This is a genomic window from Porphyromonas pasteri (genome assembly GCF_014647755.1).
In the GTDB taxonomy this organism is placed as follows: domain Bacteria; phylum Bacteroidota; class Bacteroidia; order Bacteroidales; family Porphyromonadaceae; genus Porphyromonas; species Porphyromonas pasteri.
Map to the genome: position 1 here is coordinate 820137 of NZ_BMPU01000001.1, position 13361 is coordinate 833497.

General features: G+C 55.3%; 11 protein-coding genes. 8 read left to right on the forward strand and 3 right to left on the reverse strand.

The genetic code is table 11. The features are described from left to right. Positions 1-12 precede the first annotated feature (12 nt). The 4 genes from IEX77_RS03170 (at position 13) to galK (ending at position 4507) form a co-directional block, all read left to right on the forward strand. Complete coding sequence (locus IEX77_RS03170; protein WP_188807663.1) at positions 13-696, forward strand: peptidylprolyl isomerase; 684 nt, start codon at positions 13-15, stop codon at positions 694-696. 190 nt (positions 697-886) lie between these two features. Continuing rightward, positions 887-1954, forward strand: a complete 1068-nt coding sequence (locus tag IEX77_RS03175) for an aldose epimerase family protein (protein ID WP_188807664.1) — start codon at positions 887-889, stop codon at positions 1952-1954. Positions 1955-1994: 40 nt separating this feature from the next. Further along, on the forward strand, positions 1995-3269 hold the full coding sequence (locus IEX77_RS03180; protein WP_188807665.1) for an MFS transporter: 1275 nt from the start codon (positions 1995-1997) through the stop codon (positions 3267-3269). A gap of 92 nt (positions 3270-3361) precedes the next feature. Continuing rightward, on the forward strand, positions 3362-4507 hold the full coding sequence (gene galK, locus IEX77_RS03185; RefSeq protein ID WP_188807666.1) for a galactokinase: 1146 nt from the start codon (positions 3362-3364) through the stop codon (positions 4505-4507). Between the two features lie 105 nt (positions 4508-4612). Here galK and IEX77_RS03190 read toward each other — a convergent pair whose 3' ends face one another. From IEX77_RS03190 to IEX77_RS03200, 3 genes are all read right to left on the reverse strand, one after another. Further along, positions 4613-5446 (reverse strand): DUF4595 domain-containing protein, encoded by an 834-nt coding sequence (locus tag IEX77_RS03190; RefSeq protein WP_188807667.1) that lies wholly within the window; start codon positions 5444-5446, stop codon positions 4613-4615. Between the two features lie 19 nt (positions 5447-5465). After that, positions 5466-6677 (reverse strand): copper resistance protein NlpE N-terminal domain-containing protein, encoded by a 1212-nt coding sequence (locus tag IEX77_RS03195; protein WP_188807668.1) that lies wholly within the window; start codon positions 6675-6677, stop codon positions 5466-5468. Positions 6678-6874: 197 nt separating this feature from the next. Beyond that, complete coding sequence (locus tag IEX77_RS03200) at positions 6875-7774, reverse strand: DUF4595 domain-containing protein (protein ID WP_188807669.1); 900 nt, start codon at positions 7772-7774, stop codon at positions 6875-6877. A gap of 466 nt (positions 7775-8240) precedes the next feature. Between IEX77_RS03200 and IEX77_RS03205 the strand changes: the two genes are divergently transcribed. The 4 genes from IEX77_RS03205 (at position 8241) to IEX77_RS03220 (ending at position 13216) form a co-directional block, all read left to right on the forward strand. Continuing rightward, positions 8241-8660 carry an HU family DNA-binding protein gene (locus IEX77_RS03205; protein ID WP_188807670.1) on the forward strand — a complete coding sequence of 140 codons (420 nt, stop codon included), beginning with the start codon at positions 8241-8243 and terminating at the stop codon, positions 8658-8660. A gap of 110 nt (positions 8661-8770) precedes the next feature. Continuing rightward, positions 8771-10135: a dipeptidase gene (locus IEX77_RS03210; protein ID WP_188807671.1), complete on the forward strand. Its 1365-nt coding sequence runs from the start codon at positions 8771-8773 to the stop codon at positions 10133-10135. 24 nt (positions 10136-10159) lie between these two features. Continuing rightward, a complete protein-coding gene (locus IEX77_RS03215; protein WP_188807672.1) occupies positions 10160-11431 on the forward strand; it encodes an amidohydrolase family protein in 1272 nt (423 codons plus the stop codon). After that, positions 11432-13216: a phosphoethanolamine transferase family protein gene (locus tag IEX77_RS03220; protein ID WP_188807673.1), complete on the forward strand. Its 1785-nt coding sequence runs from the start codon at positions 11432-11434 to the stop codon at positions 13214-13216. The last annotated feature ends 145 nt before the right edge of the window (positions 13217-13361 follow it).

Here is a 13361-nt window from a genome sequence, read left to right on the forward strand (position 1 = left end):
ATCACACACTCCATGCGACAGCTTTTCCGCCCCTTACTCGCGTTCTTCTGTGCCCTCAGCCTAAGCTCTATCGTCAGCGCACAGAGCGAGCAACGCCCCCAGATCCTCGTAGAGACGACGAAGGGTAACTTCATCATCGAGCTCTTCAACGAGACGCCCGTCCACCGTGACAACTATCTCAAGCTCGTCAGACAACATGCCTTTGACGGCGTACAGTTCCACCGCGTGATCAAGGACTTCATGATCCAAGCTGGGAACCTAAAGACCCGCGGTCTCTCCCGCGAGAAGTCCCTCCCTGGCGACTCCGACGAAGCGACGATAAAGGCAGAGATCATGCCCGAGAAGTTCGTCCACGTCCGCGGCTATATCGGTGCTGCCCGCGAGGGAGATGACACCAATCCGGAGAAGAAGTCCTCCTTCAGCCAGTTCTATATCGTCACGGGGAAGTACTATACCGATATGGATCTGGATGAGATGGAAGCTGGTCGCTCGTGGAAGTACACGCCCGAGCAGCGCGAAGCCTACAAGCTCCAGGGCGGTGCAGCACACCTGGATGGCGGATATACCGTCTTTGGCCGCCTACTCGATGGCTGGGGCACCGTGGATAAGATCCAGCGCGTCGAGACGGATGACAACAACCGCCCGCTGAAAAACGTCATCATCAAGCGCATGCGCCTCTACACCCCGAAGAAGTAGCCTGCACTCCCTACTAAATACAAGCCGACGCCCCGCACCAAGTACTTGATGCGGGGCGTCGGCTTATCTATTCATTCCGCTCCAAGACAAAGTACCGAGAGCCGTGGCTGTATGCGTACTTATTCGTATATTTGACCACGTTAAAGCTTCAATTGAGTGGCTTTCACAGCCAACTAACTACAAACTAACGATGCAGCAGAATAAAGCCGGGCTCTCCCATGAGGCCTTCCGTGGAGTCGTAGACGGTAAAGCCGTCCAGCTCTACACTCTGATCAATAAGGCAGGAGCCGAAGCGCACTTCATCAACCAAGGTGCTAAGCTCGTCTCTCTCGTAGTCCCCAGCCGCACAGGTTATACAGACGTCGTCCTCGGTCACGACAGTCTCGACGAATATATCCACAGCGAAGAAGCCTACTTCGGTGCTATCTGCGGGCGCTATGCGAATCGTATCGCCCGAGGTCACTTCACCATCAATGGCACAAGCTATGAGCTCCCCATCAATAATGGCCCCAACAGCCTACACGGTGGACTCAAGGGCTTCAATGCCGTCATCTGGGATGGCGAAGAGCTGGCTCCTAACAAGGTCGCCTTCACCTACACTTCCCCCGACGGCGAAGAAGGTTACCTTGGCGAACTCACTGTACGTGTCGTCTACACGCTCACCGATGAAGGCGAGCTCTGCATCGAATACGAGGCTACGACTACGCGTCCTACGGTAGTGAACCTCACCAATCACGCCTACTTCAACCTCTCAGGTGAAGGCGATCCTTCGGTACACGACCATACCTTAGAGATCTTCGCCAAGGAATACCTCCCCACCGACGAGACGGCTATCCCCTATGGTGCTCCCGCGGCAGTAGCAGGTACGCCTATGGACTTCTCTACGCCCCACCTCATAGGCGAGCGTATCGACACGGATACCGACCAACTTCGCTGGGCACGTGGCTATGACCACACCTATATATTGGACAAGGAGCTGGGCAAGCTCGCTATTGCCTCGCGCTGCTCTTCCCCCAAGACGGGCATCGTCATGGAGGTCTACACCGACCAGCCTGGGGTACAGCTCTACACGGGCAACTGGATGAGCGGCAACCTCCGCGGGAAGCACGATCACCGCTATCCGGCACGTGCCGCACTCTGCTTAGAGACGCAGCACTATCCCGACAGCCCCAACAAGCCCGAATACCCTTCGACGCGTCTGAATCCCGGAGAGACCTTCCGCTCGACGACGATCTTCCGCTTCACGCTCGAAGCTTAGCCAGCTAACAAACAAAATCCATTCACATAAACAGTAAGCAATGACACAACAGAAACAGACTCAGAGCTATCTGGTGCCGTTCATCATCATGGTCGTGCTCATGGCCCTCGTCGGTCTGATCACGAACCTGAACGGGCAGTTCCAAGCACCTATGCAGGCCGCTTTCCTGCAGAAATCGGGCTCGCTCACCAATGCGCTCACCACGCTGATCACCTTCGCTTTCTTCCTCGGCTACCTCGCTATGGGTATCCCCAGCGCCAAGTGCATCGAGAAGAAGGGCTATAAGAATACCCTCATCACGGGTCTCTTTGGGCTGATCGCTGCCTTCGGACTGTATGAGCTCTCTGCCTATGTCTTCGAGTCAGTAGACCTCGTAAAGTTCCAGGCTGCTACCGATCCTAACGTCGTCATCATCCCCGTGGCCTACTACATCTTCCTTCTGGCTGGCTTCGTAGCAGGCTCTGCTATGACCTTCCTGCAGGCAGTGCTGAACCCCTACATCGTCGCTTGTGACGTGAAGGGTACTACGGGTGTCACGCGTCAGTCTATCGCTGGTACGGCCAACTCTACGATGGCTACCATCGCTCCTATCCTCGTGGCTTCGGTCATCTTCGCAGGTAAGAGCGGTCTGGACATCGCACTGAGCTCGCTCTACATCCCCTTCCTCGTACTCATCGTCCTCGTCGGGGGTCTCATCGCAGCGCTCTCTAAGCTCCACCTCCCCGCGATCGCAAGCACGGAGAAGAAGGAAGGCGAAGTCCTCGAAAAGAGCGTATGGAGCTTCTCGCACCTCGCTCTCGGTGTCGTCGCTATCTTCATGTATGTTGGTGTCGAAGTCTGTATCGGGAACAACATCAACCTCTATGGTAAGAGCCTCAACTTCGAGCCTTCGGATGCAGCTCTTCTGGCTACCATCTACTGGGGTCTGATGCTCGTCGGCCGTCTCTGTGGTAGCTTCCTCAGCGGTATCAGCGCCAGCAAGCAGCTCCTCATCACCTCTCTGGGTGCAGGTATCCTCGTCCTCGGCGGTATGATCCTGAACAATCCTTACCTCCTCGCAGGTGCTGGTCTCTTCCACTCCGTCATGTGGGGTGCTATCTTCTCTCTGGCTATCGACAAGCTCGGTAAGTACACGTCCGCAGGCTCGGGTGCCCTGATGATGGGTATCGTCGGTGGTGCTATCCTGCCCCTCGTACAAGGCTTCCTCGCAGACAGCCTCGGTGGCTGGCAGTTCACTTGGATCATCGTCCTCATCGGTGAAGCTTACCTCCTCTACTACGCTCTCGTAGGTCACAAGGTTCGCCAGCTCCCTTAGTCTTCGGACTTCTTTAGATTCTCCACAGTCCCCCTCTCGTACGACTATACGTCAGGGGGACTGCTTTTCAAACAAATATCTTCAAACCTCAGATGAATACACAAGCTATCCGCGACAAGTTCGCATCTCTCTACGGCGAAGCCGGTACCCTCTACACGTCTCCTGGCCGTATCAACCTCATCGGTGAGCACACCGACTACAACGGCGCCTTCGTCTTCCCCGGCGCTATCGACAAGGCTATGGTCGCTGAGATCCGCCCCAACGGTACGGACCGCGTCCGTGCTTTCGCACTCGACCTCGGCGAATCGGCTGAGTTCGGTCTCAAGGAAGAGGATGCCCCCAGCCAGTCCTGGGCACGCTACATCTTCGGTGTATGCCGTGAGATCCAGAAGCGTGGCGGCAAGATCGCAGGCTTCGACACGGTCTTTGCTGGCAATGTACCGCTGGGCGCAGGGATGTCATCGTCAGCAGCGCTGGAGAGCACCTTCGCCTTCGCTCTTGATGACCTCTTCTCTCTCGGTCTCTCTAAGTGGGATATGGCGAAGATCGGTCAGGCTACCGAGCACAACTACTGCGGCGTGAAGTGCGGTATCATGGACCAGTTTGCTTCGGTCTTCGGTAAGGCTGGCAAGCTCCTTCGCCTCGACTGTAAGAGCTTCGAGTACGAAGAGCACCCCTTCAATCCTAAGGGCTATTGTCTACTGCTCGTCGACAGCTGCGTCAAGCACGAGCTGGCCAGCTCTGCCTACAACAAGCGTCGTGAGAGCTGCGAGAATGTCGTAGCCGTCCTCGCTAAGCGCTACCCCGAGATCAAGTTCCTCCGCGATGCTTCCTTCGCTCAGCTCGAAGAGGTGAAGAATGAAGTCAGCGAAGAGGACTACAAGCGTGCTGCCTACGTCATCGGCGAAGTCGAGCGTGTCCTGGCTGTCTGCGAAGCCCTCGACAAGGGTGACTACCAGACCGTCGGTGAGAAGATGTACGAGACGCACCACGGTATGAGCAAGCTCTACGAAGTGAGCTGCGAAGAGCTCGACTTCCTGAACGATCTCGCTCGTGAATTCGGTGTCACCGGCTCACGCGTCATGGGCGGTGGCTTCGGTGGCTGCACGATCAATCTCCTCAAGGAAGAGCTTCACGACAGCTTCATCGCCGAAGTCAAGAAGCGCTACGAAGCCAAGTACGGCATCCAGCCTAAGTTCTACGACGTCGTCATCTCCGACGGTGCTCGCCGCCTCTAAGGCTTAGCCTAACTCCATACATACGACACCCCGCAAGGGACTTACCTTCTCTGGAGGCAGTCACCCTGCGGGGTGTCGTCGTATAGATACGTGTGGGAGCGGTGCTTACTTCTCAAGGTAAGTGATGACGATACGAAGGACCTTGCCCGTATCATCCGCTCGATCCACCTCCTGGGGGCGGCCCTTGCTATCGTAGCGATACATGAAGCCACTATAGCTCGGGGGTATCGAGTCCCCCAGAGAGGCCGAGAAGCTTCGGGGTAAGTTCGCCGAACGCATCCCCATGTGATCTCCCCAGAGGAATTGCACGTCCGTCCGACCTCGGAGGTCTGCTAAGTAAAGGCAGAGGTCGGGGTAAGTTTTGTTCGCTTTGGAGGAGAATGTCCGCTGCTCGATCGGATGTCCTCCTTCGGCGGTGGTAGAGCGCATCGCATTACCATCCTGCCACGCGAGGATCATCTCCCCATAGCGGGAGGACTTATATCCCGTGAGATGCCCATCACCGTCGTAGACGTAGTCCGCTTCACTCCAGCGCACTGGTCTATTGGCAGTGTAGTAAGTCTCTTCCAGCTGGGAAGCTCGACCCGCGGTATCCAGTGACAAGCGATACTCCGAAGGCTTCACGATACCAGCCTCGAGCTTGTGATCATCGCACGTGACGCTGATGCCCTTGTCCGTGTAGGCGAGGTGCCAAGTCGTGACGGCCTCGGGCGTGCTACAATCATAGATCCTCCGCACCGAAGTCAGACGCATCTCATCGTCGTAGTCGAAGCTGATCTCAAACTCCTTGTTGGGACTCCCGTTGTAGTAGTATTCAATCTTGGAGATATAGTCGTAGGGCTTCTCAGTGGGCGATGAAGCGGCGGCAGTGGTACGACTTCCCTTCGTGCAAGCCGTGACGGCGCTGAGGGTAAATAAGAGCAGAGCTACTTTCTTCATCGGCTTATGGGCGGAGGGACTATTCCCACCACAGGATAAAGTTGCGGATGGGTGCCGAGCTGGGGATCTGCGAGCTATTGACGGTCTTCGTCTTCTCGTCCCACCAAGTAGCGGGGAGCTTCGACTTCGGGATAGAGAAGCTGGCACGCAGGTCATCTACCACGACGACGACATCCTTCATGTCGGGCTCGATACGCGTGATCGAATAGGCCTGCTTGATATCCCCAAAGGTAGAGGCTGTAGTGATGTCTTGCGCCGTATGGAAGAGCGGATTGAGGACGGTCACACGATTGACTCGCTGCTTCATATCTGCGCACTTCTTCGGGCTGATGCTGAGGAGGGGCTCGAAGTAGCGTGTATAGATCGTATAGACGTCGTACTTGTCATCGGCGAACTCTCCCTGCTCCTCCTTCAGCTCAATCTGGGCAGTAGGTACACGCTTGAGGATATCCTCGAGTGTCATCTCGCTCGTGATATCCCCGATGCTATTTTTCGTGACCGTGGACTTGTAGTAGGTCTCAGGCATAGGGACTCGGCCATCGCTGTACGCCACCCGAGAGGGGATCTCACCGTCCTTCTTCGTGAAGACCGTGACGCCCAGCTGATCGTGGCTGGGTGCGATACACATCGTGACACCCTCGGAGGGCTCACCCAGTGGGACGAAGATCGTGTCACGGCGAAGCGTCCCCAGCTCGGCCAGGTCACTATGCCCCTTGCCCAGCAGCTGAGAGCCAGAGATGGAGATCAGGTACTTATCTTCTTCGTGGAATATCATGAGCGTGCGATGGGAGCTGTCGCCTTCTTGGGGGGAAGCAAAAGTATACGTACCAAGGAAGTTGTAGGGCTGGCGCTTACGCAAGATATAGCGAGAGGACTGATCTCCCTCGATCTTATTTCCATTGACATCGAGGATGGTCAGGGTCCCATCACCGAGGGCAAAGCGCTCCGGAATGTCGAGGGAGTTAAGCGTCAAGATGCTATCCTTCACGGTATAGGTCACCTTCCTGATGTCGCGCACATGCCCAGCATATTCGCCCATATAGGTAGCGTGTATGGAGTCATCGAGGGTGATGGAGAGTTCGATGCCCTCGCAGTCGTCACATGGCACCGTCCCGAGATAGACGGGGGGAGCGGCGTGCGATGAAGTATCTTCGGACTGCTGCTTCCCTCCGCCTTGGCAGGAGAAGAGCCCGAGGGCGCAGAGGGCAATGATTAGACGTTCTTTGAGCATACCTTATTTGCTTGTGAAGTGATTATTCATAGTGAAGACGGGGCAAGGCAAACACCTTCGCCCAGCGCAGTAAAGGTAGCGTATTTACCGCTCACAGCTCTCGGGAAGCCTTGCCTCTCGGGAAGCCCTTATACAGACAGTGGGAGGAAGCTTATCTGCTCCTCCCACTGTCTCTATAAGGATATCTATGCCTGCACTTACTTCTCGAGGTAGGTAATCACATAGGTCGTAGAAGAACGAGGGCTTGTAATCTCCTTGACCTCAATAGGCCTTCCCTTAGCATCCAGCTTGTACTGGTAGCTGTAGGTCAGGTTTACTCTTGAGTTTGGATAAGTTTTATAATCTTGATGAATACGAGAGACGAGGTTCGCAGAGCGCAGACCTAATCTATCAGACCAGAGGTAGCCTACACGACTATTTAATAGTCCCAGGACCTTCTGAAAGATGTTGAGGTCAGGATAGATACGATTGGCGATGGTAGTATATTCTCTCTTTTCGATATCTGTATTCGAAGGTATGCTGTAGGCAAACGACGTCATATTACCATTCAGCCACGCTAAGGTCGCTCGTTGGCGGATGGCGGGCTTATACCCCGTGAGAGCCCCTTTACTATCATAGATATAGTCCTCTACGGTTTCGACAGATACACCGTCCGCGGATATATCTTTTTCTACGTATCTCTTCGTGACCAGCTTCTTAGCCCTCCCATTAGCATCAAGAGACAGGATATACTCCGTAGGCTTTTTCAGATTATCTTCGAGCTTATTCTCCTCTCGTACCATGGTAATCGTCTGAGCAGAATAGATCATCTTAGTATTCACGACTTTCGTAGCTGACGACCCAATATGCTTCTCCTCCATTGAGGTCAAACGCTTCTGACTATCATAGGTAAAGCTCACCTCATAGTAGATCCTGTAGGGTACCACAAACTCTTTGATCTTTGCTATGTAGTCCATTGGCTGCTGAGGTGCGGGAAGGGGAGGCGTTGGGACGACGGGAGTATCCTTACTCTTCGAGCAGGAGCTGAGAGCACTTACGGCTAATAATAGGGCGATGGCCTTCTTCATTATCATGCTTGAGTAAATTGTTAATTCCATTTGCAAAGGTAGAAGAATCAGGACATAAGCGTAGCGACTTGCTCAGCTTATAGCGTAGAGACAAGCCATCTCGAGAGCAAAGGAGAGGAGCTTGGTGAAGGAAGTAGAGGTGCTCGGCGGGCAAAATAGTAGAGCTTAACGACGAATGCAAAGGAGTTTCGCGAGCGAACTACCTTGAGTTCGCGTCCATTCAAGCGGTAGTAGCTGGAAGATTAACCGAATGAAGGCAAAGATTTATACGTATAAACTCGAGAATTAATACGTATTAAGTCGGGATTTTATACGTATTAATTTGCGGATTAATACGTATTAATCCGCAATCCCAAGCGATAAAAACACCGAACTTAACCGAAAGAGATTTCGCATTCTAACGATAGTAACTACCTTTGCTCAAGGAACAAACCTCGCGAAGTCAAGTACCTTATCTCAGGCACTTCAGCTCCTTCGCCCAACTACACAATGTACTATGACAAGCAAAACCCTTCAGTACGTCCTCTACCAGAGGAAAGTCACCTTCGGCAAGCACCGTGGTAAAAGCATGCAAGTCGCACGACTCACGGGCCGATACCAGGTGGACTTCGAGCGCTTCTGCTCGCTCGTCGCCCGCAATACTACCCTCAACTACATGGAGGTGCAGAGCGTCCTCAACCTCGCTGCAGACACCGCGCGCGACCTCGTCTCGGAGGGCGCCATCGTCGACTATGGTCGGCTGGGACACCTCATGCCCACCTTCAAGTGCCGCGCCGTAGAAGAGGGCGAGAAGTTCAACCCCACCGTCCACATCGAGGAGGTCAAGGTGCACCTGCGCCCCTCGAAGCGCTACTTCACGCTCGAGGATATCCACTTCCGCAAAGCCCCACGCAAGACGAAGAAAAGCAAGGCGTAGCGGAGACAAGACAGACTTTTTTCCTACCTTTATTAGGGCAAAGCGGGAGCCCTCCCATGCCTTTGCCCTACCCCATACAAATACATTCACCCCTTGGACCCATACCTATTATGAGCCAGATCAAGAATTATATCCGCGAGCACGAAGCTCGCTTCCTCGAGGACCTCTTCGAGCTCATCCGCATCCCATCGGTCAGCGCCAAGAGCGAGCACAAGCCCGACATGCAGCGCTGTGCAGAGTACTGGCGTGACCACCTCAAGAAGCTCGGCGTACAGACCGTAGAGATCTACCAGACGGCAGGTAACCCCATCGTCTTCGGGCACTATGAGAAGGACCCTTCCAAGCCCACGATCCTCGTCTACGGACACTATGACGTCATGCCCCCCGAGCCACTTGAGCTGTGGAAGAGCGAACCCTTCGAGCCCGAGGTACGTGACGGCCACATCTGGGCACGCGGTGCTGACGACGACAAGGGTCAGTCGATGATCCAGATCAAGGGCTTCGAGACGGCTCTGGCACTCGGTCTCGTCGAGTGCAATGTGAAGTTCCTCCTCGAGGGTGAAGAAGAGATCGGCTCGACGCACCTCGAGCAGTTCTGCCGTGAGCACCTCGAGATGCTCCGCGCAGAGAACATCATCGTCTCCGACACCAGCATGGTCAGCGCCGAGACGCCTTCGCTCACCACGGGCCTGCGCGGTCTGGCCTACTGGCAGATCGAGGTCACGGGTGCCAACCACGACCTGCACTCCGGCCACTTCGGCGGTGCTGTCGCTAACCCCATCAACGAGCTCTGTAAGCTCATCGCTCAGGTCCAGGACAAGGATGGGCGTATCACCATCCCCCACTTCTACGATGACGTCGTGCCCCTCTCGGATGAAGAGCGCGCGATGATCGCGAAGATCCCCTTCAGCGAAGAGGAGTACAAGAAGTTCCTCGACATCGATGACCTCTTCGGCGAAGTCGGCTACCACACGCTCGAGCGTAATAGCTGCCGTCCTTCCTTCGACGTCTGCGGCATCTGGGGCGGCTATCAAGGCGAAGGCTCGAAGACCGTCCTTCCCTCCAAGGCCTATGCTAAGGTCTCTTGCCGCCTCGTAGCCAACCAAGACCACCACAAGATCAGCCAGGCCTTCATCGACTACATCGAGAGCATCGCTCCGAAGTACGTCCGCGTCAAGGTCACGCCTATGCACGGCGGCGAAGCCTACCTCTGCCCCATCGACCTGCCCGCCTATCAGGCAGCCGAAGAGGCTGTCGCAGTAGCCTTCGGAAAGCGCCCTCTGGCGGTACGTCGTGGCGGTAGCATCCCCATCATCGCAGCCTTCGAGCGCGTCTTCGGCGTGAAGACCATCCTTATGGGCTTCGGTCTGGAGAGCAACGCCATCCACTCGCCCAACGAGAATATGCCCCTGGATATCTTCTACAAGGGTATCGAAGCCGTCGCCGAGTTCTACAAGATTTACCCCAAGCGATAGGCTCCTCACCCCGAATAGATATCTATGACCTCTATCCTAATAAAGAATGTCCTCCACGGGACGACGACTACCGACGTCCTCATTGAGGGAAACCTTATCACTCGTATCGCCCCAGGTATCTCCGCTCCCACAGGAGCGGAGGTGCTTGACGGCACCGACAAGGCGATCATCCCCGGCTTCATCAATACGCATACCCATGCGTCGATGACGCTCTTCCGTGGCTACGGCGATGACCTACCGCTGATGACGTGGCTCGAGGACTACATCTGGCCCGTCGAGGCACAGATGACCCCGCATGACGTCTATGTCGGCGCCAAGCTTGCCTGCCTCGAGATGCTACGCTCGGGCACGACCTGCTTCCTCGATATGTACATGCTCCCGCTGGAGACCGCCAAGGCTGTCGAAGAGATGGGGCTACGTGCACATCTCTCCTACACCCTCTTCGACCAAGGCAACCCCGAGCGTGCTGCACTGGATCGCAAGCGCAGCTATGAGTATATGGAGCGCTTCGGCGAGTTCAGCGACCGCATCACCTTCACCCTCGGCCCACACGCCATCTATACGGTGAGCGGTGAGCAGCTGCAGTTCTGCCATCAGTTTGCAGTCGAGCACGGTGTGAAGATCCACCTGCACCTCTCTGAGACCAAGGGCGAGGTAGAGGAATGTATCCGCCTGCATGGCCTCAGCCCTGTGCGCTACCTCGAGAAGCTCGGCATCCTCAGCGAGCATCTGGTACTGGCGCACGTCGTCTGGGTAGATGATGAGGAGATGGATCTGCTGGCCAAGCACAATGTCTCCGTCGTGCACAACCCAGCCTCCAACATGAAGCTCGCCAGCGGCTACACCTTCAAGTACGAGGAGATGAAGCGCCGTGGCATCCGCATCGGTATCGGTACGGACGGCTGCTCTTCGTCGAACAACCTCGATATGGTCGTAGCGATGAAGCTCGCTTCCTTCCTCGGGAAGGCTTGGCGCTTCGACAGCACGGCGTGCAAGGCTGATGACATCTTCGCCTCTGCTACGGCTGTCGGTGCAGACATCCTCGACCTCAACTCAGGGCGCATCGAAGAGGGCCGTCTGGCAGACGTCTGCCTTGTCGACCTCAATACGCCTGAGCTCGTGCCGCTGAATGACCTCACGTCGAACCTCGTCTATGCTACCTCGGGTAGCAGCTGCATCGACACCGTCATCGTCGATGGGCGTATCCTTATGCGCGACAAGCACGTGCCAGGGCAGGAAGCTATCATCGCGGAAGCTCGCGAGGTAGCCCAGCGTCTCTTCAGTAAGCACAGATAAATGCGGGGACTTCCCTCCATACTTCACCGAGTAGCACACGCAGCCCTCGGCAGGCGACTAAGCGAGCGTCTCTGGCTCTTCGTCTTAGTCTTCCTCGCCCAGCTGCGTGTGCTACTGGCTTATCTACCCTATCAGACCGAGGTCCCCTCGGGCGAAGTGCTCCCGCTGGTCCTCAGCCAGCTCCTTCGCATCGGGGGCTGGGCGAGCCTCCTGACCCTCCTCTTCGCCCTCTCTCCATGGAAGTGGCTGACCCGCACACTCGGGCTCCTCTTCTCCGTCGTCGTCCTCACCCTCTCCGCCTACGAGCTCTACCTCATCGGGCTCTACCATGTGACCTACAACATGGACTTGGCGCAGATCATGCTCTCGACCAACTGGCGCGAGGGCAGTGAATTCCTCGACAGCATCACCGCCGAGCAAGCACTCCGCGTGCTCTGCCAGCTCACGCCTGCCGTCGTCATCGCCTTCGTAGTATCCCTCGTCTTCAGGAAGAAGTATCCCTCCTGCATCACCCTGTGCTGCAGCCTTACGATTACACTTCTCTCCCTCTTCGTGGGTCTCGAAAACATCTATAGTAACCTCCGTCTATGTCGTCGGCATTACAACTTCGGAGGACTCGAATACGCTGGTATTGATCGCACGATCTTCAATACCCTTAGTGCTCACAAAGCGATGAAGCATATCGCTGCAGAGCTGGATATGATACGCCGCTCCCAGCACAAGCTCAATAGCGTCGTCATTAACCCCATATCTAAGGCTCCACTCAACATCATCCTCATCCTCGGAGAATCAGCCCGTCGTAGCAGTATGCACTGCTATGGCTATCCTCTGCAGAACACCCCCTATGCAGACAGTCTAATTCAGGCTCAGGAGCTTATACCATTCTCCAATGTTGTCTCGCCAGCCTCAGCAACGATCCTCTCCAATACGCGTTCACTGACCTTCTACACTCAGGAGCAAGGCGAAAAGCCCTGGTATAAGTTCCCTTCGATTATTAATGTGCTTCGCCAAGCAGGGTATGCTACAGCCTGGATCGCAAATCAAGAAATCACAGGTAAGTACTCGATGTCTAACCTGCTGGGTAGACAGGCAGATATCCTCACGGGCAATCCAGCCTTCTTCAAAGGACTGGGCGGAGAAGGTGTAGCAAATCGCCCCGACTTGTTTGATGAAGTCATACTCCCCTTTCTCCTTCATCATCGAGACCTATCAGATAGTCTCCGAATGAGCTCCCCCAGAGGACTCTTCCAGATCGTTCACCTTATGGGTTCGCACATGACCTACAAAGAGCGATACCCCCAAGCATTCAACAAGTTCACATCCGATAGCCTACCCATCCACAAGGGAGAAGCTAAGGATCTGGTCATATCAGCCTACATCAATAGCCTTCTCTATACCGACTACATCATCCACGAGATCATAGAGCGCTACCGCGAGGAGAACGCCCTCGTCATCTACCTCTCCGACCACGGCGATGCGCTCTTCGACGAAGACTACCCCGAGCTGATGGGCCATGCCCTTGTGCCCCGTGCGGTCGAGATCCCGCTCTTCGTCTACTTCTCCCCACAGCTCCGTGAGGAGCGCCCCGACCTCTGGCGCCAGATCAGCCGTCAGCGGGATAAGCGGATCCTCTCGGATCTGCTCACACACGCTCTCGTAGATCTCCTCGGCATCCATACCGAGTATACGCAGCCGCGCTTCAACTTCTTCGCGCCCACCTACGACGACCGTCGTACTCGCATCGTCGTCTCCCCCACGTCGAATAAGAAGATGGTGATGGAGTAGCCCGCTTCACACCAAGCCTCCCCACGTATATATTCATCAAGCGATCACGGCGATTTTTGACGCCAGCTATCTCCCTATATATTGGGTATATCGCTCCGCTAAATCCACATACACTTTTTTTCTACTTTTGCAGCGTCAAAAGACG